Annotated in this window: 21 protein-coding genes and 2 pseudogenes; 14 read left to right on the top strand and 9 right to left on the bottom strand. The window is 69.6% G+C overall.

Going from position 1 to position 23,486, the window contains the following annotated elements; genetic code table 11:
- The first annotated feature begins 53 nt into the window (after nucleotides 1–53).
- Entirely contained in the window at nucleotides 54–1,019 is a 966-nt protein-coding gene (locus ACFWI4_RS07435; RefSeq protein WP_387191946.1) for a hypothetical protein, read from the top strand.
- A gap of 263 nt (nucleotides 1,020–1,282) precedes the next feature.
- Here ACFWI4_RS07435 and ACFWI4_RS07430 read toward each other — a convergent pair whose 3' ends face one another.
- Nucleotides 1,283–2,077, bottom strand: a complete 795-nt coding sequence (locus tag ACFWI4_RS07430; protein WP_387191944.1) for an alpha/beta hydrolase — start codon at nucleotides 2,075–2,077, stop codon at nucleotides 1,283–1,285.
- Here ACFWI4_RS07430 and ACFWI4_RS07425 point away from each other — a divergent pair.
- A pseudogene (locus ACFWI4_RS07425) lies at nucleotides 2,057–2,308 on the top strand (IS5/IS1182 family transposase); the annotation flags it as partial. The gene ACFWI4_RS07430 and the pseudogene ACFWI4_RS07425 overlap by 21 nt on opposite strands.
- 9 nt (nucleotides 2,309–2,317) lie before the next feature.
- Here the strand turns inward: ACFWI4_RS07425 and ACFWI4_RS07420 are convergent.
- Together ACFWI4_RS07420 and ACFWI4_RS07415 are read right to left on the bottom strand one after the other, a co-directional pair.
- Nucleotides 2,318–2,713: a hypothetical protein gene (locus ACFWI4_RS07420; RefSeq protein WP_387191942.1), complete on the bottom strand. Its 396-nt coding sequence runs from the start codon at nucleotides 2,711–2,713 to the stop codon at nucleotides 2,318–2,320.
- Nucleotides 2,714–2,979: 266 nt separating this feature from the next.
- Nucleotides 2,980–3,495 carry an ATP-binding protein gene (locus tag ACFWI4_RS07415; RefSeq protein WP_387191940.1) on the bottom strand — a complete coding sequence of 172 codons (516 nt, stop codon included), beginning with the start codon at nucleotides 3,493–3,495 and terminating at the stop codon, nucleotides 2,980–2,982.
- A 214-nt stretch (nucleotides 3,496–3,709) separates the two neighbouring features.
- Here ACFWI4_RS07415 and ACFWI4_RS07410 point away from each other — a divergent pair, with 214 nt between their 5' ends.
- The gene (locus ACFWI4_RS07410; protein ID WP_387191938.1) at nucleotides 3,710–4,066 is read left to right on the top strand and encodes a hypothetical protein; all 357 of its coding nucleotides are present in this window, start codon (nucleotides 3,710–3,712) and stop codon (nucleotides 4,064–4,066) included.
- 658 nt (nucleotides 4,067–4,724) lie between these two features.
- A pseudogene (locus ACFWI4_RS07405) lies at nucleotides 4,725–5,063 on the top strand (SLC13 family permease); the annotation flags it as partial.
- 128 nt (nucleotides 5,064–5,191) lie between these two features.
- On the opposite strand, the gene ACFWI4_RS07400 reads toward ACFWI4_RS07405, so the two are convergent.
- From ACFWI4_RS07400 to ACFWI4_RS07390, 3 genes are all read right to left on the bottom strand, one after another.
- A complete protein-coding gene (locus ACFWI4_RS07400) occupies nucleotides 5,192–6,862 on the bottom strand; it encodes a nickel/cobalt transporter (RefSeq protein WP_387191936.1) in 1,671 nt (556 codons plus the stop codon).
- A complete protein-coding gene (locus ACFWI4_RS07395; protein ID WP_387191934.1) occupies nucleotides 6,859–8,193 on the bottom strand; it encodes a hypothetical protein in 1,335 nt (444 codons plus the stop codon). Before ACFWI4_RS07395 ends, ACFWI4_RS07400 begins: the two co-directional genes overlap by 4 nt.
- Nucleotides 8,194–8,269: 76 nt before the next feature.
- Nucleotides 8,270–9,832, bottom strand: a complete 1,563-nt coding sequence (locus tag ACFWI4_RS07390; protein ID WP_387191932.1) for a DUF4331 domain-containing protein — start codon at nucleotides 9,830–9,832, stop codon at nucleotides 8,270–8,272.
- Nucleotides 9,833–10,816: 984 nt separating this feature from the next.
- Between ACFWI4_RS07390 and ACFWI4_RS07385 the strand changes: the two genes are divergently transcribed.
- The 4 genes from ACFWI4_RS07385 (at nucleotide 10,817) to ACFWI4_RS07370 (ending at nucleotide 16,033) form a co-directional block, all read left to right on the top strand.
- Complete coding sequence (locus ACFWI4_RS07385; protein ID WP_387191930.1) at nucleotides 10,817–11,485, top strand: fasciclin domain-containing protein; 669 nt, start codon at nucleotides 10,817–10,819, stop codon at nucleotides 11,483–11,485.
- Nucleotides 11,486–11,683: 198 nt separating this feature from the next.
- Nucleotides 11,684–13,000, top strand: a complete 1,317-nt coding sequence (locus ACFWI4_RS07380; RefSeq protein ID WP_387191928.1) for a class I SAM-dependent methyltransferase — start codon at nucleotides 11,684–11,686, stop codon at nucleotides 12,998–13,000.
- An 87-nt stretch (nucleotides 13,001–13,087) separates the two neighbouring features.
- Entirely contained in the window at nucleotides 13,088–14,881 is a 1,794-nt protein-coding gene (locus ACFWI4_RS07375; protein WP_387191926.1) for a cytochrome c biogenesis protein CcdA, read from the top strand.
- Between the two features lie 516 nt (nucleotides 14,882–15,397).
- Nucleotides 15,398–16,033 (top strand): carbonic anhydrase, encoded by a 636-nt coding sequence (locus ACFWI4_RS07370; protein ID WP_387191924.1) that lies wholly within the window; start codon nucleotides 15,398–15,400, stop codon nucleotides 16,031–16,033.
- 19 nt (nucleotides 16,034–16,052) lie between these two features.
- Here ACFWI4_RS07370 and ACFWI4_RS07365 read toward each other — a convergent pair whose 3' ends face one another.
- The gene (locus ACFWI4_RS07365) at nucleotides 16,053–17,030 is read right to left on the bottom strand and encodes an L-threonylcarbamoyladenylate synthase (RefSeq protein ID WP_387191923.1); all 978 of its coding nucleotides are present in this window, start codon (nucleotides 17,028–17,030) and stop codon (nucleotides 16,053–16,055) included.
- Nucleotides 17,031–17,363: 333 nt separating this feature from the next.
- Here ACFWI4_RS07365 and ACFWI4_RS07360 point away from each other — a divergent pair, with 333 nt between their 5' ends.
- The 3 genes from ACFWI4_RS07360 to ACFWI4_RS07350 all read left to right on the top strand — a co-directional run bounded on the left by ACFWI4_RS07360 (nucleotide 17,364) and on the right by ACFWI4_RS07350 (nucleotide 20,766).
- Complete coding sequence (locus ACFWI4_RS07360; RefSeq protein WP_387191921.1) at nucleotides 17,364–18,968, top strand: phospholipase D family protein; 1,605 nt, start codon at nucleotides 17,364–17,366, stop codon at nucleotides 18,966–18,968.
- A 641-nt stretch (nucleotides 18,969–19,609) separates the two neighbouring features.
- Nucleotides 19,610–19,963, top strand: coding sequence for a VOC family protein (locus ACFWI4_RS07355; protein ID WP_387192247.1), 354 nt, complete (start codon nucleotides 19,610–19,612; stop codon nucleotides 19,961–19,963).
- Between the two features lie 281 nt (nucleotides 19,964–20,244).
- Nucleotides 20,245–20,766, top strand: coding sequence for a winged helix-turn-helix domain-containing protein (locus ACFWI4_RS07350; protein ID WP_387191919.1), 522 nt, complete (start codon nucleotides 20,245–20,247; stop codon nucleotides 20,764–20,766).
- Nucleotides 20,767–20,908: 142 nt separating this feature from the next.
- Here ACFWI4_RS07350 and ACFWI4_RS07345 read toward each other — a convergent pair whose 3' ends face one another.
- Nucleotides 20,909–21,538 carry a type III effector protein gene (locus tag ACFWI4_RS07345; protein ID WP_385408832.1) on the bottom strand — a complete coding sequence of 210 codons (630 nt, stop codon included), beginning with the start codon at nucleotides 21,536–21,538 and terminating at the stop codon, nucleotides 20,909–20,911.
- A gap of 127 nt (nucleotides 21,539–21,665) precedes the next feature.
- Here ACFWI4_RS07345 and ACFWI4_RS07340 point away from each other — a divergent pair, with 127 nt between their 5' ends.
- The 3 genes from ACFWI4_RS07340 to ACFWI4_RS07330 all read left to right on the top strand — a co-directional run bounded on the left by ACFWI4_RS07340 (nucleotide 21,666) and on the right by ACFWI4_RS07330 (nucleotide 23,103).
- Nucleotides 21,666–22,097 (top strand): Hsp20/alpha crystallin family protein, encoded by a 432-nt coding sequence (locus ACFWI4_RS07340; protein ID WP_365736670.1) that lies wholly within the window; start codon nucleotides 21,666–21,668, stop codon nucleotides 22,095–22,097.
- 108 nt (nucleotides 22,098–22,205) lie between these two features.
- Nucleotides 22,206–22,601 (top strand): DUF2267 domain-containing protein, encoded by a 396-nt coding sequence (locus ACFWI4_RS07335; protein ID WP_387191916.1) that lies wholly within the window; start codon nucleotides 22,206–22,208, stop codon nucleotides 22,599–22,601.
- A gap of 58 nt (nucleotides 22,602–22,659) precedes the next feature.
- Nucleotides 22,660–23,103, top strand: a complete 444-nt coding sequence (locus ACFWI4_RS07330) for a DUF2267 domain-containing protein (protein WP_387191914.1) — start codon at nucleotides 22,660–22,662, stop codon at nucleotides 23,101–23,103.
- 123 nt (nucleotides 23,104–23,226) lie between these two features.
- Here the strand turns inward: ACFWI4_RS07330 and ACFWI4_RS07325 are convergent, their stop codons facing one another.
- Nucleotides 23,227–23,451 carry a SpoIIE family protein phosphatase gene (locus ACFWI4_RS07325; protein ID WP_387192245.1) on the bottom strand — a complete coding sequence of 75 codons (225 nt, stop codon included), beginning with the start codon at nucleotides 23,449–23,451 and terminating at the stop codon, nucleotides 23,227–23,229.
- Nucleotides 23,452–23,486: the final 35 nt, after the last annotated feature.

The raw sequence follows: 23,486 nt of genomic DNA, 5'->3' as shown, positions 1-23,486 counted from the left end.
GCGGAGAATGGGCCGCGACTGCGGCAGAGAAGGGGATCTGATCGATGGGACGCATGACCAACTCATATCTGCCCGACACGGACCGAGGAGCACTGATCGTCCTCGACACCGACCAGCTTGAACTGGTCGGCTTCCCCGACGGGGGCGTGTTCAAGATGCTGCACACCGCGGCCAACCTGCACGGGCACACCCTCGCGGTGCCCCAGACGGTGGCGATCGAGCACCTCGCGCACTTCGAGTCCCAGCAGCTGACAGGGCGTTCGTCGGAAGACGCTGCCCGCCGCCGACGTGAGGCTCTCCACGCGTTCTTCACGATCCTGCCGACGCCCGAAGGCGCTGAGGAGGAGGCCTTGGACCGAGTGGCCCAACGCCGTCTCCCCGCCCGAGCCGCATCGGTCGACGGAGACGTCGACAAGGCCGTGGCCCACGGCATCCGGGACACCGTGGTCTGGCTGACCCTGCTGGCCGCTTTCGAAGACCGGAACCAGATGCTCTGGTTTCTCTCTGATGACCAGGACTTCGCCGCGCGCTCCGCGTTTCACCCCGATCTGCGTGCCGAAGCAGAACAGCGTCTGGGCACGGACAGATCACTTTTCCTGGGTCTGATCAAGGACGGCATTCCCGCGCTGTTGAAGCGATGGGGTACCAAAACGTCGGTAGGTGCGCAGGACTTGGACTTTCTGGTGCGATCGGAGTCGGTTGCGCAGCAGGTGCGGGCCGCGATCGCGGGGCCTGGGCGGCCTTCTGCCCCGGACTTCCCGGTGGCCGGCACGGGCCTCCTGGCTTTTGACGGCTGGCTCGGCAGAACTCTGGCCTATCAGGTCGGCGACAGGCTATGGGTGCCCGGCCGAATTCGCTGGAGGGCCCACGGGGAGGAACACACGTGTTCCGGCTCCTCGTTCATCATGACGCGGGTGCTGCTGGAGGTCAGCGTCGAGCCGATGCTCGTGCTGGGCGTGACGGTTCTGGATGTCAGCACCGCCGAACCACCCGCCGCGCGAGGGCGGTACGAGACGTGATGCTCGATCGAGGCCCTGTACGGCGGTGGCTGCGTCCGTTCCACGCGGCGAGATCCGCCTCGTGGACGGGGCGCGGGTCAGACCACGTTGTGGACGTTCGCGATATCCTCAGGGGTAAGTTCACGTAATTCCCAGGCCCGGGCCGTACGCGGAGGTCTTGAATGGCCTCAGAGCGGAGCGGCGGGGCCGCGGCTGCCAGGGAAGGGAACGGCGAGCCAGAGCCCGGGGTGTGAGCCGTCGTCCGTGTGAGGCGTCTGCCGCCCTCAGCTTGGTGACGTGTGTGCCGTGCCGTTGGTGCGGACGTGCTGACTGAGAAAGAGAGCGGCTCGCTCCAGCGCCTCGTCGGCTTCGTCCAGGACGCCGGCGAACGCCTGGAAGACATGGGGAACGTCAGCGGTGACGTCCAGGATGACGTCGACTCCGGCTTCCCTCGCGCGCGTGGCCATGCGTGTGGAGTCGTCCAGGAGCATTTCATTGGTGCCCGCCTGCAGAAGTACCGGGGGCAAGCCGGTCAGGTCGGCGTAGATGGCGGGGCTGAGCATGGGCTGGTGCGGATCCTGTCCCGCTAGGTACATGGCCCCGGTGTGTTCCATGCCCTCACGCGTGACGAACGGATCGATGCCCGCCTTGCTGTCCATGCTCCCGCCTGTCCGGGTCATGTCGAGTCCGGGGGAGAATGCCACGATCGCGGCGGGCATGGGCAGGCCCGCGCCGCGAGCGGCGAGGCAGGTGGCGACAGTGAGGCCGCCACCCGCGGAGTCCCCGGCGAACGCGATCGCCGAAGGGTCTTCGCCACTGTCGAGAAGTGCGCGGTAGGCGCTCAGCCCGTCCTCGATCGCGGCCGGGAACGGGTGCTCAGGGGCAAGCCGGTAATCCAACGAGAACGCCCTGAATCCTGTTCTGGTCACCAGGTTCCCCGTCAGCGACATCGCCGTCTCCGGTGAACCGACCACGTAGGAGCCGCCGTGGAAGTAAAGGATTGTCCCGGCCCTCGGAGTGCCTGCCGGCTCGACGAGCACCGCTGGCCGGTCGCCGAGCGTCGCAGACAGATCAAGCACACCATCCCTCAACCGAGGGACCAGCGGGCCAATCGTCGGCGCCGCGGCAGCCAAGGCGGCCGGCCCTCAGGCTTCGACAAGACGATCTATTGTCGCCGCAACGAAGTCGAGCGGACGATCAACCGGCTCAAGAACTTCCGAGCTGTCGCGACTCGCTTCGACAAGCGGGCGTATGTCTTTCACGGAACGGTCACCGTGGCTGCTATTCGGCTATGGCTCCGTCCGCAGTGAGACGTCCGTTCAGAGCGCCTCGGCTTCCGGGTAGTGGTGGCGCAGATCGCTGAGTACGCGCTCGTCGACAGTCCTGATATCCCACGAGGAGCTGTCGAACTCGGTCAGGACCACATTGAGTTCGTCCCCTGCGAACCCACGTGCTTCGGCGTCGATCAGCTGTAGGTAGGGGGTCGTCAATGACAACAGCGTCAACGTGTCCATCCCCGCGTCAGCGGACCTTCTCTCCATCTCGGCACAGCGAGGGTCGACGATCTCGTCGAATTCGACGCGCCAGGTCAGGTCCAGGCCGAAGCTGCCAAGGCGAACCAGTAGCTCAGCCAGGGTGACGTAACGCTCTCCGTGCCATGCACGAAACCTGATCCCCTTCATTCTCGCCTCTACTGCGGCTATGTCACGAGACATGTGGCCCCCTTCGTCCAGCGAACCACTAGGCCACACCCTGAGCAGGTCACACGACCCATCGGACACGGCCTAGGCGGGGTGGGGAGGCTGCACCGGGCCTGTTGTCTCCGCCGCAGCGGCCATGTGTCCGCACCTCGTCGCGCTCAGCCTGAACACGCCCTGGCCGGAATGTACCCGACGGCTCACCGCGGACATTCCTGGCGGCTGCCAGTGTGCCGGGATTCCTCCGGCGGGCGTCAAGGCACGGACCGCTTTTTCTCAAGAAGTCAGCCCGGCTCGACTTGTCGAATCATCGCATCAGCCAGGTCGGCGAACTGGGGCGGGCGGCACGCATGCTGTGCGGCGATTGGCGGGCTGACATACACCGACGCGTGCACAGTCTTGCCGTCAAGTGTGGGCGCCGTCGTGATCCTTCCTCCCAGGCCCTTGATGAGGCGGAGCCCGAAGCCGCCGTGCTCGCCAGGTGTGTTGGGTGCGTGCGGCGGTGTTCTGCTGTGGTCGGCGACGGCGATGTCCAGTCGGCTCCCTCGCCGGGTGAGTGTGAGAGTGCAGGGCTGGTGAGTGTGTCGTACGGCGTTGGTGACCAGTTCGGACACGATGAGCGCCACATCACTTGTGCAGGACGCGAGTGTGCCCTGGTCGGCCAGCCAATCAGCCGTGAGGCGCCGTGCGATCCGTGGGGCGTGCAGTCCGTGGGGCAGTTGGAGGGCCAGTCGGCGGCCGGCGGCAGGACTGGCGGTCGTCGCTGTCGCGGGCGAGGACGGTGGTGTGGCGACGGTCATGGCCGGTACCTCCTCGAGAGGGTGTGTGGTTGCTCTGTTGGTGATCCGGAACTGCAGCTCTCACGGATGGTGCGACGAACGTACCAAAGGGGCTATTGCTCATTTAACTAATATTCTTCGCGGATTGACCCATCGAGTGAGCGCGCAGCTTCGGATTCCCGATGACAGTCACGAGGCGACGGGCAGTCGCCTTTCCCACGGAGGAGGATTCTCTATGAGAGCACTCACTTACGTTCAGCGACTGATGGTTGGTGCTGCGGCAACCGGTCTGCTGGCGGGCGGTGCGGCACTGGGCATGGCGGGTACCGCGTCAGCGGCGCCGGCCTCTGCGCCGGCAGTCGTTGCCAGCCAGCACGGGGACCACGGCGGGCACCACTGGAACCAGGGGCACTGGGAGAAGAGGTGGGTCAAGGGCCACTGGGAGATGAAGTGGACCGATCACATGTCGTGGCACAGCGGCTACCGCGACCACGACGGTCACTGGCACCACAGCTACTGGGACCACGGCTACAAGTGGATCTACGTTCCCGGCCACTGGGACTGGTATTGGACCAACGGCTACTGGGACTGACCGCCCCCCAATGACGCGCTTTTCGCCTGCCGGACATCAGTGACGGTGGGCGAAGAGCTGCCGGTGCCTGGGGCTTCGGACTCGAGCCGACGGGCACGCTGCATTGATGGGCCGAGACTCTGCACGGAGGCGGCAAAGACGGCAATGACCTCCGGCGGTACAACCATCCAGTCCGTGACCGACCACGGGCGGATTGCCGAGAGGTCTTTTCTCACCTGATCAGGTGAGAAGGCCAATCCGTCCGGTGCGCTGAGCGGTGGGTGGCCGGCCTGGCCGCGTTGGTGGTCTGCCGAACGGTCGCCGCACTGGTGCGTCGGCAGTTTGGCCCGGCCATCGAAGTACGGACGCCTCCACCGATGCGACGCCCGCTTTCGGCAAGCAGGCAGTGACCGGCCATCTGCAGCGTCGGCGACAAGCTGCCGCGGCCCGGCATCCGCGGCCTCCGGCCGGCTGGGCACCCGCGGTGAACGTGCTGGCCCAGCGGTTTCGGTGGACCGGAACCGCTGGGTCCTTCACGTCGCGGGCGTGGGGGACAGCGGTCGCCGACAGCCAGCCCCACCGCCTGACCTGGCTGCCTGCCGTGCCGTAAGTCCCACAGCTGGACCTTGGTGCCGTTGGCGGTGCCGTTGCCGATGATGTCGAGGCAGCAGGCCAGCGTGTGCAGCCGGCCGTCCGAGCTGTGGAACCAGGAGGGCTCATCGACACGGGCGTCATCGACGAGGTCTCCAAGGTCCTGGCCCTTGCCGTCGGAACGAGTGAACTCGGCGGCTCGCTGACCCTGCTGGGCGCCTCCGCGGTGCTCTCCGGGGTCGTCGACAACATCCCCTACGTGGCCACCATGGCCCCCATCACCAGCGACCTGGTCCACTCCATGGGTGGCGGCGCCGACCACGTCATGTGGTGGGCGCTCGCCCTGGGCGCCGACCTGGGCGGCAACGCCACGGCCATCGGCGCGTCGGCGAACGTCGTCGTCCTCGGCATCGCGGAACGCAACCGCCAGACCATCACCTTCTGGCAGTTCACCAAGTACGGACTGATCGTCACCGCCGTGACGTGGCGATCTCCGTCGGCTATGTGTGGTTGCGCTACTTCGCCCTGGCCTGACGCCGGGCCCCTCCGGCTGGCTCAGGTGGTCATGGCCAGTGCGCGGACGGTGAGTCCGGCACCGACGAGCACGACGAGGAGCGCGGTCGCCACCGGCGCGAGACGGCTCAGCCTCCGCAGCGCGCGGCGACGGCTTTCGGACACGGCCCTCATGCGTGTTTCGAGGTGTTCCTGAAGCCGGACGAGTAGGAGTCCGACGGCGGTGAGCGTCCCAGCCATGCCGAGGCCGTAGGCGATGACCAGGAGCACACCGAACGCGGTCCGGCCCAGGGCGACGGCGCCGAGGAGGACGACGAGGGCGGAAGGGCTGGGAACGAGCCCTCCGGCGATCCCCATGCCGATGAGTCCCGACCGTCCCGTCCGCCCGGCCGCGTGATGATCGAGGGCGTGGTGGTGATGGCCATGGTCGTGGCCATGGTGATGGCCGTGCTCGTGCGGGTGGTGAGACGGTGTGGCCGATGGCGTCTCCGTCGCCCTGACCAGCGTGGCCACGCCGACGCCGACGTCCTGCTGCGGGGTCGGGGTCCGCGGAAGCGGTTCCCCGAGGCCGTGCTCGTGACGCGGATGACCGTCGTGCCCGTGACCGTGATGGTGGCTGTGGTCGGGGCCGTGATGGTGGTGATGGTTCCGCGGCCTGTTCCGCAGGGCGGAGGCGAGGAGCCAGAGCCCGATGGAGGTCACGATCAGCCCGCTGGCCGCGCCCAGCCACGTCAGGACGGCCTCGCCGGCCAGATCGGTGGCGGCGGGGAGGGCGAGGCCGAGGACCAGTACGCCCGCGGTGTGGGTCAGGGTGACGGTGGCGCCGACGGTGACCGCGTCGCGTCGGGTTCCACGCCGTCCGGCCAGGTAGGACGCCATGATGGTCTTGCCGTGGCCGGGCAGCACCGCGTGGGACGCTCCGAGGATCAGGGCGAGCAGCAGGGCCAGGAGCCCGATGGGGACGGTCAGTTGCCGGGAGCCGACGAGCGAGTCGAAGACGGATGAGGTCTTCGCCAGGATTCGGTCGAACCATCCGGCCCCGGTCGTCACGGTCGTTCCGACGCTTGCGGTGTCGTTCCCGCCCGGTGTGGTGCGCAGGTGGGCCGCTCGTTGGTTCAGGGGACTTGCCGCCGGGTCACGCGGATAGTGACGCAGTTCGTCAGTGGGGGAGACGCTGGGCAGGTCGGTGCCGCCGATGCGGAGACCGTGGCCTGTCACGGTCATCTCCCGCCAGCCGATCCGGCGGCTGTCGTAACTGGTGTGGATGTCGACGTCGGCGGGCCGGGACAGATCCGTCGGGGCGGTGAAGGTACAGGTGAGACGGCTGGTTTTGAGACCCGCCTGCCCCGGTTCGTACGTCAGTCCGGCGGACACCGCTTCCCAGACGAGGGCCTTGCCCCCGGCGGTCGTACGGAGTCGGCGCCCGAGGGCCGGGCAACTGTCGTGGGAGTAGGCGCGTGACTCGGCGGCGGACACGGCCCCGTCGTGATCGGCGTCCACCACCTCTCGCTCCTGGAGGGTCGAGATCTCGGCCCGGTCGACGATCACCGTGGCGTCGACGCGGTCGGGGCGAAGGCTTAGCCCCGTGTGGTAGTTGACGGTGAAGTTCCCGAGCGGGTGGGCCGGGGCCGCTTCGGCCGGAGTGAGACCGCCGGCGACGGCGAGGGCGGTCGAGGCCAGCGCGAGGGTGGTGCGCCGCAGGGCGTGGTTCATGAGGTGGTGTCGATCCGATGGAGCAGGGCACGCGCGATGGCCGCGTGCAGGGGATGGAAGTGCGGCTCGGTGCGCAGCGCCGCTTGGAGGTCGGTGCGGGCCGAGGCGTCGTCACCCAGGGCATGGTGGATGACCCCGCGGTGATAGAGGAACAGGGCGCTGCGCGTGCCGAGTCGGAGCGCCACGTCGGCCTGGGCGAGGGCCTCTCCGTCGCGGCCCGCCCGGTGCAATGCCCAGGCGTACGCGTCGTGTACGGCGATGAACCGCCGTGTCCGCAGAGCGTCCCGCGCCATGCCGACCGCGCGTGCCGGGCTTCCGTGGTCGGCCTCGAAGAGGATCGCGTCCGTGTCCGCGGGGGTGCGGCCGGCCCGGCGGACGGCGTCCTGCCCGCGCAGTACGGCGTACTGGGCCCTTGCCTGCTCCATGTGGCCCAGCGACTGCTGGAGTTCGCCCAGGCCGAGGAGGTAGTGGGGCAGCGGGGCCACGGCGATCGCGGCCTCGTAGTCGGCGATGGCCTTCGGTGTTTCCCCCAGCGCTTCCCTGGCCCGCGCGCGGGCTTCAAGGAGGGCGGAGTCGTCGGCGGCGCCGCGCAGTCCCGCTTCCGCCTCCCGGAGTGCCAGGTGCGGGTCGCCCGTCTGGAGGGCGAGCGTGGACAGGACGGTGTGGGCGAAGGAGCGTTCACCGGTCGTGGAGGCGGCGTCCAGCGAACGCTTCATGAGTGCGACCGCCTGGTCGGTCCTGCCCCGCAGTTCGAAGGTGTACGAGGCACGGGCCAGGGCCGGAGCGTCGGGGCGCAGGTCGTTCATGCGCTGGACGGCCTCGTAGGAGGCGCTGTACTGGCCGAGTTGGGTGAAGGCGTCGGCGAGAACACCGTAGGCCACCGGGTTGTAGGGGGCACTCGTGGTCGCTCGCCGGGCCCAGGTGAGCGCGGTGGGAAAGTCGTGGCGGGCCGCGGCGAGAGCGCCCATGCCGATCTCGGCGTTGGTGTTGTCGCCGGGCTGGGCGGCGAGTGAGCGCTTCAGGGCCTTCTCGGCGTGGTCGTAGGTGGCCGGGTCGGCGGTGGTGCGGGCCTGCTGGACGTAGGCCATGCCCAGGGCGGCCCAGGCGCCGGCGTCCTGGGGCACGTGGCGGACGCGGCTCCGCAGGGCGTCGAGTGATCCTCTGGCCGGTCCCGGCGCGTGTGGGGAGGGGGACGGTGTGGTGTTCCCGTTCGGGGCCAGGCCGATGGCGCCGGTGGTGAAGAGGGCCGCGCCCAGTGCCGTCGTGACGAGGGCGTTGCGGACACGCCTGCGGGCGGCGGGAGGGGCTGGTGCGGTGGCTCGGGCGTGCATGGTCGCTCCCTGATGGGGCCGGTGTGCGGCCCGCGGTGGCGGGCCGGACACCGGCACAGGCCTGTGAACTCAGGCGTCAGCTGGTCTTGTTGCGGCGGCGCAGGCGCCAGCCACCCAGTCCCAGCATCAGGGAGCCCAGGGCACCGACACCGGCCGCGCTGGACGTCTTCAGGGAGGACTGACGGACCGGGCTGCCGCCGGGGCCGCTGTTCACGGACTTGGTGTGCGGCAGGGCCAGGTACGGGAACGACGAACCGAAGGGCTTGTCGTTGGTGTCGACCCTGTCGCCGTCGGCCAGCGCGGGGACGAGCTGCCCGGTCTGGGCGGCGCCCTCGACGGCTTGCAAGGAGATGTCGATGACGTCGTCGGTGAGTCGACGGCCGTTGGGGAATCCGGCGAGGTCACCGGCGAGCACGCCGTACCGCTTGGGGCTGGCGGTGGGAGGCACGGCCATGTTGAGGCGCAGTTCCTCGGCGGGCACGATCCGCCGCAGGTTCGCGTCCTTGTTCAGACGGTGGGCGTTGAGGTCGGCCTTGATGGGGCCGCAGGCCTTGCAGATGCCGGTCAGGTAGATCTCGGCGAGGTCGTTGCGGGGGGTGGCCGGCGCAGGGATCCCGTAGACCTTCTGGATCAGCTTGGGCAGGATCGGGTCGTACACCTTGTCCACGACCGGCTGGACGGTGTGGTCCTGGTCGGGGTTGAGGGTGTTGAAGGCGTCCTTGTACTTCAGCGGGACGACGACCTCGTTGACCAGCGGGTTGCCGAGGCGCGAGACCTGGCGCCACTTGTCGTGCCGGCTGCGGGAGTCGGAGATCTGCACCCCCTTGCGGTCGGTCGTGGACCACACGCCGATCACCGGGTTGCGGGAGCTGCTGCCCCGGAGCGCGAGATCCCTCTTCGGGATCTGGAGGGCGACGGAGTTCACGTTGTACCCGGCCAGGGTGTCCTGTCCGCGCTCGGACAGGTTGGCTCCGTAGAGGAGGTCGAAGACCCGCAGGTCGGCGAAGAACGGGTCGTCCGCCTGGCCGGCGAACGTCCTGCCCCCGCCTGCGAGCGGTCTGACGGCCTGGTTCCGCAGCGAGCCGTAGTCGGGCATCGAGGCGGGGCCCACCCGTGACGGCGCCACCGGCACATCGGACTTGATGACTCTGCTGTGTCCGTTCCTGGTGAGGATCAGGTCGTAGACCTGGCGGAAGTTCAGGTCGGGGTCGGTCAGCGAGGTGACCTGTCCGGTGTTGTACAGGAACTGGTTGGCCGCGTCTCGGACCTTGTTGCGGAAGTGCCAGGTGTAGGTGAGGTCCGCCTTTCCGTTACCGTCGTTGTCGATCTTGATGTTGTAGCGGGCGTCGTCCGCGAAGGCGTAGAAGTTCGGACCGCCGTTGGGCTCCTCGAACGGGATCCAGTTCGCGACGAAGGTGACGCTGTCGGGCTTGTCGTTGCTGGTGAACGCGTAGACGTCGGTGTTGTCCGCCCGCGGGTCACCGGCGATCAGCGGTGCCTCACGGTGACTGGACGCCTCGCTGACGCCCGGCGCCAGACTCAGGATGCTCACCGCGGTGGCCAGGGCGCCGGTGCCGAGGACGAGCAGGGACTGATCCAGGACACGTCGCGAGTGCGGCCTGGCGGTCGTTGCCTTCACAGGGTTCCTTTCGGACGGGCACGCTCCACCCGGCGCCTGCGGGCACCGGGCTGGAGGAATGGGGAGTCGGGTGGCATTGACGGTCGGCACCGCGGCGAACAACTCGCACCGTCCGGAGCGGCGGGAAAGGCAACGGGGCCCCGCCGGTCTCCGGACACACCACCGCGCATCGCTGCGCAAGTCGGAATGGAAGCACGACGTCCGGGGATCGCCGCGCGGTCCTGCCGGGGAACAGTGGGCCAGCCGGCCGTTGGGGATGCTGAAACAGCAGGTCAGAGCCGCCTTCGCCGCGCCGGTACGCTCCCCGCGACACGGGGGAGTCGGGTACTCCGAATGAGGAGTCGCTCCTCTGTCGCACGGTGCGGGTGGCGGTGCCGAAACCGCCACCCGCACCGGATCCCCTCGCTGGAACCGCTCCTGGCCGGTCCGAGGCGACACCACGGATCGGCCTGGCGAGGGGACCGTCCTGCCCGCGCCGCCCCGTCAGCGGCGTGAACAGGAGAACAGAGTGCCTGCCTCGAAGGGAGACAGCCCCGCCCGGCGCATGGCTCGCGCCGGGCGGCACCCCTCACTCTTGACTCCGGCGCCGGGGCCGGGACGGCTTGGCCCCGGAGCTCCGATTCGCCCGATCGGATGCTCTGAACGGCCCGTGTCCAGCCACTGCCACCAGGCACGGAGCCGGCGCGGCGCAACCGGGTGATCCGTCGTGGAACGCCCGCCGGATGGGTGGGAGATCTTTTTTCACCCGATCCGGTGACCGGGCCAATCCGACGTGGGGGGCAGAACCGGATTCCCCACGTGAGGGACGAAACAAAGGATGCGCGAGCGAGGCCGGGGACGGCCACGTCCGGGCCGAGCACGTCCGGGCCTGGCACGTCGGGCGCGCTCCCGCGCGAAACCCCTTTCCGCACAGTTTTACGCACACCTTCAGGGACAGCCCTGGACGCAGGCGCACCGCGCTGCACCGTTCAACAGGAGAACAAGATGAACACGCGTATCCGTCGTACCACCGGTCTTCTCGCCGCTGCCGCAGTGCTGCCCCTGGTGATGACCGCCTGCTCCAGTGGGAGCAGTGATTCGGGCAAGGCCGACTCGGCTTCGACGACGGCCGGTTCGGCGGCCAAGAGCGGTGGTGACATGGGTGGTTCGAGTGCGAGCGCGAGTGCGAGCAGCATGGACCAGCCGTTCGGTCCGGGCTGTTCGTCGGTTCCCAAGGACGGTGCCGGTTCGTTCGACGGCATGGCCAAGGACCCGGTCGCGACCGCGGCCTCCAACAACCCGGCGCTGTCCACGCTGGTGACGGCGGTGAAGAAGGCGGGTCTGGTCGACACGCTCAACAACGCCCAGAACATCACGGTGTTCGCGCCGACGAACGACGCGTTCGCCAAGATCCCGAAGGCGACGCTGGACAAGGTCCTCAACGACAAGGCGCAGCTGACGAAGATCCTCACCTATCACGTGGTGGGCCAGAAGCTGACGCCGAAGGACCTGGAGAACGGCTCGTTCACCACGCTGGAGAAGTCGAAGCTCACGACCTCCGGTTCGGGCCAGTCGTACACGGTCAACGACTCCGCCAAGGTGGTCTGCGGCAACGTGAAGACCGCCAACGCCAACGTCTACATCATCGACACCGTCCTGATGCCCAAGAGCTGACACCTGCCCGGACCGAGGGTCCACGCCTGCCCGGTCCGCCCCCGACGGGAGCGGTCCGGGCACCGTGCGTCCCTCGTCCCCGGGGAGGCCATCCGCACCCCGCCCGGCCCGCGCCCGATACACCCCGCCGCCGTCCGCTGCGGATCCGGCGGCCTCGATGCGCATCCAGCGCCCGCTCACCAAGGAGATGTCCGCCCGATGACCATCGTCCGTCCCACCGTCCGCCCTGGTGCCGCGCAGCGGCTCGCCGCGCTCGCCGAGGATGCGCTCGGCGGGCCGCTCCCGGTGCGACTGCGCGCCTGGGACAGCAGCGAGACAGGCCCCGAGAACGCTCCCGTGGTCGTCGTACGTTCCCCGCGCGCCCTGCGCCGCCTGCTGTGGCAGCCCGGTGAACTCGGCCTCGCCCGGGCCTATGTGACCGGTGAACTCGACATGGAGGGCGATCCGGCCCTGGGGCTGCGTGCGGTGTGGGCCGCGGCCAGGGACAGGGGTCCGTACGTCCGGCGGCCCGCGTTCGTGGGCGCGGCCCGGGCGTTCGGCGACGTCCTGCGGCTCGGCGCCGTCGGCCCCCGCCTGCCCGCGCCCGTGTCCGAAGCGCGGCTGCGGGGCGGCCTGCACAGCAAGGCCCGCGACCGCGCCGCGATCAGCCACCACTACGACCTGTCCAACGATTTCTACCGCCTCCTTCTCGGCGAGACCATGGCCTACTCCTGCGGCTACTGGACGGGCGAGGAGCCGGAGGTCGGCCCGGCCGACGCGCAGCGGGCCAAGCTGGAACTGATCTGCCGCAAGCTCGGCCTGGTCCCGGGCGCCCGCCTGCTGGACATCGGATGCGGCTGGGGCGCCCTCACGCTGTACGCCGCCGAGGAGCACCATGCTCAGGTCACCGCGGTCACCCTGGCCCGGGAGCAGGCCGCGTACGTACGGCAACAGGTGCGCGAGCGGGGTCTTGAGCACCGGGTCGAGGTGGTGTGCCAGGACTACCGGGACGTCACTGGGTCCGCCTACGACGCCGTCGCGACCATCGAGATGGGCGAGCACGTCGGCGACGTCGAGTACCCCGCCTTCGCCGCCGCCCTGCACCGGCTGGTCCGTCCGCGGGGCCGGGTGCTGGTCCAGCAGATGTCCCGCGGTGCGGTCGCACCCGGCGGCGGCGCGTTCATCGAGGCGTACATCGCCCCCGACATGCACATGCGGCCGATGGGGGAGACCGTCGTCCTGCTGGAGGCCGCGGGTCTGGAGGTCCGGTCGGTGGAGTCGCTGCGCGAGCACTACGCGCGCACCATCAACGCCTGGCACCGCACGCTTGAGGAGCGATGGGCCGAGTTCGTCCGACTGGTCGGCGAGGAGACGGCCCGGGTATGGCGTCTCTATCTGATCGGTGGGGCCCTGGCCTTCGAACAACGACGCATGGGCGTGGACCAGTTCCTCGCCGTCCGGCCGGACCCCACGGGCGACAGCGGCCTGACGAAGGCCGAGACGGCCGGCTGGTACCGACACCTGGACGCCCGGTGACCGCTTCCCCAATCCTTCCGAACTCCGGCTCCGGATCAGTGTCGAGCGGCCGGACACATCGGCCGCGCACAACGGAGGCGGCGTCGCATGGTCATCTTGGTTCTCATCGGACTGCTGGGAGGACTGATCACCGCGGTCTCGCCGTGCATCCTGCCCGTCCTGCCGGTCGTGTTCCTCGCCGGCGGCCCGGCTCCGGCCGCCCCGGCGGGTCCGGCTCCGCAGCGCCGCGCCCGCCCGGGCCCGGAGCGGTCGGACTGCTCCGCGGCGGCGCCGACCGCGACCCTCGTCGACGATCCGGCCCCGCTCAGGACGACCCGCAACCGGCGTCCGTACGCGGTCGTCGCCGGCCTCGTGCTCAGCTTCAGCTTCTTCACCCTGCTGGGCGTGACCATCGTCACCGCACTCGGACTGCCCCAGGACATCCTGCGTTACGTCGGTCTCGGCCTGCTCGTCCTCATCGGCCTCGGGCTCATCTTCCCGCCCGTCGAGCGGCTCCTGGAGCGGCCGTTCGCCCGCATTCCGCAGCGGCAGGTCAACAAGGAGGGCGGGGCGTTCGTCCTCGGCCTCGGTCTCGGCCTGTTGTACGTTCCCTGTGCCGGCCCCGTTCTCGCGGCGATCACCGTCGCCGGGGCGCGCGGGCACATCAGCCTGGACATCGTCGGGCTGACAGTGTCGTTCGCCATCGGCACCGCCCTGCCCCTGCTGGTCTTCGCCCTGGCGGGCCGCCGTGTCTCCGAGCGCATCGGCGCCTTCCGGAAGCGGGCCAGGAAACTGCGCATCGCGGCGGGATGTCTCATGATCGCGCTGGCACTCGGGCTGGCCCTGAACGTCACCGACGCCATCCAGCGTGCCCTGCCCGACTACACCTCCGCCGCCCAGAAGAAGATCGAGGACAGCAAGGCGGCACGCCAGCAGCTCTCGGGCCTCTACGACAACTCCAACAAGCAGCTCTCCCGTTGTGAGGACGGAGTGAACGAACTCCGTTCCTGCGGTCAGGCCCCGCCCATCCAGGGCATCTCGAAGTGGCTGAACACCCCGGTCGGCCGACCGGTCGACCTCCGCCAGGAACGCGGCAAGGTCGTCCTGATCGACTTCTGGACCTACTCCTGCATCAACTGCCAGCGCAGCCTGCCGCACATCAAGGCGTGGGAGCGCGCCTACAAGAACGCCGGACTGGAGATCATCGGCGTGCACTCCCCGGAGTTCGGGTTCGAGAAGAAGGCGAGCAACGTCCAGAGCCAGGCCCGCAAGCTCGGCGTGACCTACCCCGTCGCCCTCGACAACAAGCTGACCACCTGGGACAACTACCGCAACCGTTTCTGGCCCGCCAAGTACCTCATCGACGCCCACGGGACCGTGCGCTACTTCAAGTTCGGCGAGGGCCAGTACGCCCAGACCGAGGACCTGATCCGTACGCTCCTGCGCCAGGCGAACCCCGCCGTCGTCCTGCCGCCGAAGACCGGACAGCCCGACGCCCAGCTCACCGCCGGCCGTACCCCGGAGACGTATCTGAACAACCACCTCATCACGGGCTACGTCGGGGACCCGATCCTCGACGACAAGGCCAAGACGTACCACTTCCCGTCGGTCATCCCCGCCAACGGGATCTCCCTCGACGGCTCCTGGACGGCCGGATACGAGTACTTCACCGCCGGACGCGACGCCCGCCTGGGCCTCACCTACAAGGCCAAGAACGTGAACCTCGTCCTCGCCGGACACGGGAACGCCACCGTCCTGCTCGACGGGAAGGTCACCAAGAGGCTCGACATCACGGGCACGCCCACCATGCACCGACTCGTCGACGAGAAGACGGCCCGGCAGGCACACCTGGAGGTCCGGCTCGACCCCGGCATCCAGGCGTACGTCCTCACCTTCGGCTGACCGCTCCGAGGCTGGCCCGGCCCTCCTCCATGTCGGGGTACCTCCCGCTTGAGGACCGAAGGTGATCGCGTCCGGCGGTTGAACGACGGCGAGAAGACGTTGTTGTGCCGAGGAACCCGTAGGACGCGCCTGTGTGACGACCGGACGTGCCAGGTCCAGCCGGTTGCTGCGGGCGCCGGAGACGGACTCTGCCCGGGTTGTCGAAGTCCCACATGACGCTGTGAGGCGCAGGCCGCTCACCGTGAGGTCCCTGCCCTCCCTGGCAGACCGGACGTTCAAGGAGGCGAATCTCGGCCAACCGCGCATGCAGCGCCCCACTCGTTGTGGTGTACAGGACGAACGAACAGCTGGAGTCCCCTACGGAGCCAGGCGTCTGCGCTCTGCGCTAAGGCTCCGCATTGAGTCCGTCCTAGCCCGGCGCCTGGGTGATGCCTGGGGTCGGTCGTGTCGTGCGACCCGGCGCCGTCCGGCTGACCAGTGGCTGCGACGGCGGGTGCCGCCTCGTAGGCTGCGGCCATGACCCAGACCCCCACGCCCCGCGACGCCTTCGACCTGCTCATGGCCGGCAACCAGCGCTTCGTCTCAGGCACCCCCGAGCACCCGAACCAGGACGCCACCCGCCGCACCGAGATCGCACCGTCCCAGCAGCCCTTCGCCGTCCTGTTCGGATGCTCCGACTCCCGACTGGCAGCCGAGATCATCTTCGACCGCGGCCTGGGCGACCTGTTCGTGGTCCGCACCGCCGGGCACGTCGCCGGTACCGAAGTCCTCGGGTCCGTAGAGTTCGGCGTGAGCGTCCTCAATGCGCCGCTGGTCGTTGTACTCGGCCATGACTCGTGCGGCGCGGTTGCCGCGGCCTGCTCCGCCCTGGAGAACGGGCGGACGCCGGGCGGCTTCGTCCGGGACGTTGTCGAACGGGTGACCCCGAGCGTGCTGGCAGCCCGCGCCGCCGGACGCGACACGGCCGAAGAAATCCTGGCCGGGCACATCGAGCACACCGTGGACCTGCTGCTGGAACGCTCCCGTGTCCTGGCCGATGCGGTGGCTGCCGGCCGCCTTGCCGTGGTGGGGCTGTCCTACCGGCTGTCCGACGGCAGCGCCCAGCTGGTCGCCACCCGCGGCCTCGACGCGGCGGTTCCCGCCGCGTCCTGACCGCCCCGGACATGGCCACTCACGCGGAGGGCCGGGGCCCCGCGGCCCGGCGAAGCCGGTTGGCGACCGCCAGCCCGAGCCCCTCCTCCACCGGCAGGGACGCGACGATGAGGTCGCACCCCTGCTGGTCGAGCTCACGCAGGAACCCGTACAGCCCGTGCGCGTAGGCGTCCAGTGAACCGGGCAGGGCGACCACGGCGTGTGCCTTCACCGCGGCGTCGGCGAGGCCCGGGGGAAGAAAGACGCCCACCTGGTGCCCCGCCTCCTGGGCGAGTTCGGCTTCGGCGACGACGTTTTCCGGCTCGACGAGGACGACCCGCGCACGCGGCGCGTAGTGCGACGGGTGCTGGCCCGGCACCCGGACACCGCTCGTGGACGGGACAGCGACCGGGTGCCCCAGCGCCGCTTCGAGGTCCTCACGCGTCACCCCGCCCGGTCGCAGGATGCTCGGCATCTCGCCCGTGACGTCGACGATGGTCGACTCGACGCCGACCTGGCAGGAGCCGCCGTCCAGGACGACATCGACGGCGTCACCGAGTTCCGCCCGGACGTGGCCCGCGGTCGTGGGGCTGACCGAGCCGAAGCGGTTGGCGGACGGAGCCGTGACCCCGCCGCCGAAGGCCGACAGCAGCGCGAGAGCCACAGGGTGGTCGGGTACCCGCACGGCCACCGTCTCCAGACCACCCGTGGCTTCGAGCGGCACGCGACGGCCGCGTCGCAGGACCAGGGTCAGCGGCCCGGGCCAGAAGTGTTCGGCCAGCAGGCGCGCGGTCGCGGGTACCTCCTCGACCCAGTCGTCCAGCTGGTCGGCGGCGGCGATGTGGACGATCAGCGGGTGAGAGGGCGGCCGCCCCTTGACCTGGAAGATCCGCGCAACCGCGACGGGGTCCTCGGCGTTCGCGCCCAGACCGTAGACGGTCTCGGTCGGCAGGGCCACCAGGCCCCCCGCGCGCAGCACGTCCGCTGCCCTGCCGATGTCAGTGGCTGTTGCCGTCACCCTTGCACTTCTCTCTCACGGTTCCGTTCACCACGCACCTGATCTTGTCGCCCTGCGACGACAAGGCCCATGCACGCCCTACCGCCCCCATGATGCCGCGCGGGCCGGACGGCCCGGCCTCGCCGACCGGACCAACACCCGCGCAGGCCCGCAACAGATCGGACCAACGTGCGGATGCCGCCCAAGTCAGCGCGGGCGGAAATGCCGTACCCAGATCCGGCAAGGGAGGCAACCGCAGCACTGTTCGGAGTAGGAATCGCGTGGGTCGCGCCTCAGGGGGTACCGCATCTACCAGAAGATCCTGGAAGGGCCGTCGGCTGGAAGGACTGCCACGTGGAACGCGCCGACTGGCTGCTCACCCCCGCTCAGCGGGGCAATCCAACGTCGCGGGTGGACCGCCGTCATGCCGACGGTGCGGCGTGGTCCACGGGCAACGACGTCCGCCCCCTGGTACATGGGGCGGTGTACTTCACCGAGTTGCTTGCGGCCGTGCGCAGGCAGCGGGCCGGCGACATATTGATGTTCACGGACTGGCGGGGTGACCCTGACGAGCTGTTGAACGGCCCGAAGAGTTCTATCGGCGACGTGTTGTGCGACGCCGCACGCCGCGGTGTCGTCGTCAAAGGGCTGGTGTGGCGCTCGCACCTGGATCGGTTCCAGTTCAGCGAACAGGAGAACTACCACCTGGGGGAGGAGATCGAGGAGGCGGGAGGGGAGTGCCTGCTCGACATGCGGGTGCGGCCGGGTGGCTCGCACCATCAAAAGTTCGTGGTGCTGCGCCACCCGGGTCGACCCGAGCGTGATGTCGCCTTCGTCGGCGGGATCGATCTGTGCCACAGCCGTCGGGACGACGCTGCTCATCAGGGTGACCCGCAGGCGCAGCGCATGGCTGATGACTACGGTTCCCGCCCGCCCTGGCACGACGTCCAGCTGGCGGTGCGCGGGCCCGCCGTCGGGGATGTCGAGGCCACGTTCCGTGAGCGGTGGACGGACCCGGCTCCGCTCAGTCGCAGCCCGCGCAACCGGCTGCGGGCGGCACTGCGGGGCGAGGACACACGGGCGGATCCGCTCCCGGCACAACAACCCGACCCGGGCCCCCGCGGTTCCCACACAGTCCAGGTCCTGCGCACCTACCCGAACCGCCTCAGGGGCTATCCGTTCGCTCCCGACGGTGAACGCAGCATCGCCCGCGCCTACATGAAGTCCCTGCGGCGGGCACGCCGACTGGTCTACCTGGAGGACCAGTACTTGTGGTCGCAGAGTGCCCTCCAGCCGTTCGCCCAGGCTCTCGCAGATCATCCGGGCCTGCGGATGATCGCCGTCCTTCCGCCACTGCCGGACCAGGAAGGGCGGATCAGCACGCCGATGAACCTGCTGGGCCGGATCCGAGCCCTGGAAGTCCTGCGACGGGCCGGCGGTGACCGGGTGGCCGTCTACAGCCTGGAGAATCACGCCGGGACGCCCGTGTACGTCCACGCCAAAGTCTGCGTCATCGACGATGTCTGGGCCGCGGTCGGTTCCGACAACGTCAACCGGCGCTCCTGGACGCACGATTCGGAACTCAGCTGCGCTGTCCTCGACGAGGCCCGCGACCCCCGTGAACCGATGGACCCCGGCGGCCTGGGGGACGGCGCCCGCGTCTTCGCCCGCGAACTGCGGTTGTCGTTGAATCTCGAACACCTTGACCGTGACGGGGACGAGGCAGCAGTCGCACTCTGCCACCCGGACCGCGTCTTTGCGGCCTACGCCGACTCGGCTGCCGCTCTGGACGCCTGGCACGACGCCGGCCGTCAGGGTCCGCGACCGCCGGGACGGCTGCGCACCTATCACCCGCCGTATCTGTCCCGCATCACGCGGGCCTTGACCGACCCCCTCTACCGGGTCGTCGCCGATCCCGACGGCCGCCCGCGCTCGCTGCGTCGGCAGGGCGCCTACTGACCGGTGTCCCGGGCGGGTGAGGTGACCCCGATGCTGCGACGGGTGAGTCCACGTCTTGCCCCTCACGCGGCCGACCTGGCCCGGCGGGTCACGACGCGCCAGGTGGGACACGGAAGCGGTAGGAGCGGAGTCCCTGGGTAACCGGATATGTGCCGCAACACGTCTCGGACGAAGTGCTCGTGGGCGCTGGCGCAGGGCGAGAGGGGCTCAGGAGCGTCCTGATCGGGATGACGGCGTGCATGCCGACGCCCGCGTTCGGGATGATCGGTCTCGGTGCGGTCGGCGGCCATGTGGCGCGGCTGCTGAACCGGGCTGGCGCCCGGCTCGTCGTGACAGACATTGCCCCGGCCGCACACAACCTGGTCGAGGAGCTGGGTGCGACCTGGGCAGATCCGACGACGCGCTCACCACGGAGGTCGATGTCCTCGTTCCGGAGGCGCTATCCACACCACCGGGGTCCAACTGCGCCAGGAACCCGAGGAGCGGCTGGTCGCGCGGATCGACGGCATAGCAGTCACGCTCCGCCAGGCCTTCCACCTGGCCAGGACCCACCGCACCACACCCGCGGTCACGCAATTGACCGAGATCGGGTCCGCCAGGGACCGTCAACCACCCACGCCATGAAACAGAGAGCCGACAACATGCCGAACCGCTGGGCCGGAGTGACCATCGACTGCGCCGACGTCGAAAAGGTGGCGGCCTTTTGGAGCGCCCTGCTGGACCGTCGGCCGGGGCCGTCCCGGCCTGGCTGGGTCTACCTCGGCGACCGCGACGACCCGCTGCCCCGACTCGTCTTCCAGCCGGTGTCCGAGCCCAAGCACGGCAAGGTACGCCTGCACCTCGACGTCGTCGTCGACGACATCGACAAGGGCATTGCCCAAGTCACCTCCCTAGGCGGCCGGTTCACCGGCGAACGGCATGACTACGAGGAGGGTGTGGTTGTTGTGATGGCCGATCCCGAAGAGCACGAATTTTGCCTGGCCCAGTACTACTGACCCGCGCTACGCCCCGTCATGACGGGCCACGCGTCACATCAGTCGCATATCTCGATCTGATCGACGTCGTCGCCTCGCTGTGCGTCCAAGACGAACCTGCGGGTCTCGCACGCCTCTTCGCCAGCGTTGACCTCGCGGTACCGCCGCACATGAGCGATCCGCCGACCGATGCCCGATGAGTTCCTTGGAGCGCCGAAAGGTGTGAAGCGACTGAACTTGATTGGGTGATGTCGGTGGCGTTCGTCTGACAGCGAGCGTTCGGTGCCGGTAGCCCTGGGGGTGTGAGGTACGCGCAGGGTGGCGGGCTGACGTACGCGGAGAGAGCAGCGCGGGAGCGGTTGCGGCTCCAGGCTGTGGAGTGCTTCGAGTGCGGGCAGAAGAACGCGGAGATTGCCGTTGTCCTGCGGATCAGCGTGCGGTCGGTCGAGCGGTGGCGCCGGTCCTGGCGCGAGGGCGGCGAGGCGGGGGTGCTGTCGAAGGGCTCGCCGGGGAGACCTCGGCTCAGTGAAATCCAGATCGTCAGGCTGGAGCGGGAGTTGGAGTGCGGGCCGCTGGCTCACGGTTGGGCGGACCAGCGGTGGACACTGGCACGGATCAAGACGCTGATCGGCCAGCTGTTCCACGTCTCCTACACGGTGGAGGGCGCCTGGCAGCTGCTGAAGCGGCACGGCTGGAGCTGGCAGCAGCCGACCCGCCGGGCGATCGAGCGCGACGACAGCGCGGTCGAGGTGTGGAAGAAGGGGACCTGGCCGCGGGTAAGAGCATCGCGGCAGAGCGTGGCGTACACCTCGAAGATCCAGTAGGCGCGGGGGTCGGCGGCCTTGGCGTAGACGTCGAAGGCGATGTTGCCTTCATGACGGTCCCCGGACGTGCGGGTCACGGCCGCCGCCGACCTTGAAGTTCAGGTACTTGCTGTCGACGGTGCGGCTGGATCGTCGACTCGTGCTACGGGGCTGTGAGGGTGTCGAGCCGGGCGGCGAGATCGGGGTGGGCGGCGGCCAGGTGGGGGCGGGTGGCGGCCAGGGGGCCGATGAGGTCGGCGGGATCATCGTGGGCGAGGGCCGCGTGCAGTTCGCCGAGTGGGCGGCGGGCGGCGGCGGGCAGGTCGGTGAGGGAGGTGATCTGGCCGGCGAGGCGGCGCAGGTCGGCCGCGTTGCGGCGGGCCCAGGCGGCGGCGGTGCGGTCGGCGGCCCGGGCCCGGCGGGTGGCCGTCACGCGCTGCTCGCCAGTGGTCCCGGCCGGGCCGGGGCGGCCGCGCAGGTAACGGCGCTCGGCGGCCTGGCGGCTGGTGACGCCGAGAGGCTGGGCGAGGTCTGCCCAGCTGGCGCCCGCGTCGCGGGCGGTCTCGATCAGGCCGGTTTCCCATCCGGCCAGTTGCTCGCGGACCTGCCGCAGCAGCAGCAGGGAGGCCAGGGCCTGCTCCGGGCCCGGGTCGGCCTCGGAGCCGTGAGGGGTCTTGTGCTGGGCGGCGCGCAGGGCGTCGTCTATGGCATCAAGGGCCGCCGCGGCAGCGAGGAACGACGCCGGGCTGTGGGCGTCGGTGCTGGGCGAGGACGGCTGGTCGGTCGGGGTCACGGGCACCTCCCTCGAGTTGTCATCAGGCAGACGACATCATGTTTGTCATCCATTGGATGACATGTTACAACGGTGTCAGTGCAGCGCATTGGCAACCACTGCCTGAACCTGCTGGAGGTGTTTCACGATGTTGATGCGCACTGACCCCTTCCGTGAGCTGGACCGGCTGACGCAGCAGCTGATGGGCCCGGGTACCTGGTCGAAGCCGTCGGCGATGCCGATGGACGCCTACCGCGAGGGCGACGAGTACGTGGTGGCCTTCGACCTCCCCGGTGTCACCGCGGACGCGATCGACATCGACGTCGAGCGGAACATGCTCACCGTCAAGGCCGAGCGCCGGCCGGTGACGAAGGCCGACGACGTGAAGATGGAGCTGTCCGAGCGGCCGCTGGGCGTCTTCTCCCGCCAGATCGTGCTCGCCGACACCCTCGACACCGAGCACATCCAGGCCGACTACGACGCCGGCGTGCTCACCCTGCGCATCCCGATTGCCGAGCGCGCCAAGCCCCGCAAGATCTCCATCGGCGTCGGATCCGGCCACAAGGAGATCTCCGGCTGACACCGGCCGGAGAAGGTGCGGAGGACGGGACGCCTGATCTCCCCCTCACCTCGCCCTCCGCACCCCTGCGGGAAGTTTTGAAGAAGAGAAGAAGGGGTGGCGGTCGAGATGACCCTGCGACACGAAGCGTTCCTCGCTCGTGTGAAGGAGCGCGGAGAGTACGGCACCGATGAGGAAGCCGAGCGCGTGGCCCGCGTGGTGCTCGCCCTGCTCGGCGCGCACCTGGTCGGCGAGGTCCGCGCCCAGCTCGCAGCCCGCCTGCCGGACGAGTTCGCCCTGATCCTCCTCAACCCGCTCCAGAGCGCCGAACCGCTGCCGACGGAGCGGTTCGTGCGGGCGACCGCGGCCTGGATCGAGGGCGCCACCGAGCAGACCGCCACCTGGGACGTCAGCGCCGTGCTTTCGACCGTCGCCGACACCGCCGGCGAGGACCTGCTGGGACAGATCCTGCTCCAGCTCCCCGTCGGCTACGACCTGCTCTTCGGACGTCCCCAGCCCGCCTGACTACCGGTGCCCGACGCTGGCACCATCCCACCCTGCTTGAAGAAAGGCATGCATTGCAGTGATCACCGACGTGCGCGTACCGCTTGAGCACCGGCAGCCGTACTCGACGGCGTATGACCAGATGCTGGAGAAGGTCCGCTACGAAGGCGCCTACCCCACCCGTGAGAAGGCCGCCGAAGCCGTCCGCCTAGTCCTTTCGGGGCTGGGACGCCAGCTGACCGGCGACGAACGCGTCGAGCTGGCCGCCTGTCTGCCCCTGGAGGCCGCACGTGCGCTGACCGCACAGATCCCCGACCCTCAGCCGCTGACCGGCTGGGCCTTCGTCAAGGATCTCGCCGCCCGCACCGGCGCCTCCCAGGCCACCACCCGCTGGGACACCGGAGTCGTTATCGCTGCCGTCGCCGCCCACGCCGGCCCCGAACTCATCACCCGCATCCTCCACCAGCTCCCCACCGGCTACGCCCTGCTGTTCGGCCGCGCCGAACTCACCCCCGCCGCATAGCTGGCGACGTGCGGGGCGGACGCGAGCGGTGTCCGCCCCGCGCCTGGGGTCCGCGAGGTGACTGCCGTCGCCCGCTCGTCAGCGCGCACCGACGAATCGACACGCCCCGCCGAGGGCACGGTGTCAGGGCCGTTCCTCAGTCGGGGGTTTCAGGCCGTGGGGCGGGAGGCGGACCGCCAGGAGGGTGATGTCGTCGTTACCGCCATGGGCCAGGCCGGCGAGGAGCTCGTCGCGGAAGACCGCCAGTGGTTCGCGGGTCAGGGCTGCGGCGTGCTGACGCGGCCGGGCGAGACGGCGGTCGAGGTCTTCGCCAGAGCGTTCGGCCAGGCCGTCGGTGTAGAGCAGCAAGCGCCGGCGGCGTTCCCCACCCGAGGGTGGGGAAC

The organism is Streptomyces sp. NPDC127038 (assembly GCF_042725875.1).
Classification (GTDB): Bacteria; Actinomycetota; Actinomycetes; order Streptomycetales; family Streptomycetaceae; genus Streptomyces.
The sequence above is the reverse complement of the archived record's forward strand: the minus strand, read 5'-3'. Positions and strand labels throughout refer to the sequence as shown.

Bases quoted from the DNA above. Each gene is read 5' to 3' on its own strand.
- ACFWI4_RS07435 (WP_387191946.1), top strand. From the start codon at position 54: ATGACCAACTCATATCTGCCCGACACGGACCGAGGAGCACTGATCGTC.
- ACFWI4_RS07420 (WP_387191942.1), bottom strand. From the start codon at position 2,713: ATGTCTCGTGACATAGCCGCAGTAGAGGCGAGAATGAAGGGGATCAGG.
- ACFWI4_RS07415 (WP_387191940.1), bottom strand. From the start codon at position 3,495: ATGACCGTCGCCACACCACCGTCCTCGCCCGCGACAGCGACGACCGCC.
- ACFWI4_RS07410 (WP_387191938.1), top strand. From the start codon at position 3,710: ATGAGAGCACTCACTTACGTTCAGCGACTGATGGTTGGTGCTGCGGCA.
- ACFWI4_RS07400 (WP_387191936.1), bottom strand. From the start codon at position 6,862: ATGAACCACGCCCTGCGGCGCACCACCCTCGCGCTGGCCTCGACCGCC.
- ACFWI4_RS07395 (WP_387191934.1), bottom strand. From the start codon at position 8,193: ATGCACGCCCGAGCCACCGCACCAGCCCCTCCCGCCGCCCGCAGGCGT.
- ACFWI4_RS07385 (WP_387191930.1), top strand. From the start codon at position 10,817: ATGAACACGCGTATCCGTCGTACCACCGGTCTTCTCGCCGCTGCCGCA.
- ACFWI4_RS07380 (WP_387191928.1), top strand. From the start codon at position 11,684: ATGACCATCGTCCGTCCCACCGTCCGCCCTGGTGCCGCGCAGCGGCTC.
- ACFWI4_RS07375 (WP_387191926.1), top strand. From the start codon at position 13,088: ATGGTCATCTTGGTTCTCATCGGACTGCTGGGAGGACTGATCACCGCG.
- ACFWI4_RS07370 (WP_387191924.1), top strand. From the start codon at position 15,398: ATGACCCAGACCCCCACGCCCCGCGACGCCTTCGACCTGCTCATGGCC.
- ACFWI4_RS07355 (WP_387192247.1), top strand. From the start codon at position 19,610: ATGCCGAACCGCTGGGCCGGAGTGACCATCGACTGCGCCGACGTCGAA.
- ACFWI4_RS07340 (WP_365736670.1), top strand. From the start codon at position 21,666: ATGTTGATGCGCACTGACCCCTTCCGTGAGCTGGACCGGCTGACGCAG.
- ACFWI4_RS07335 (WP_387191916.1), top strand. From the start codon at position 22,206: ATGACCCTGCGACACGAAGCGTTCCTCGCTCGTGTGAAGGAGCGCGGA.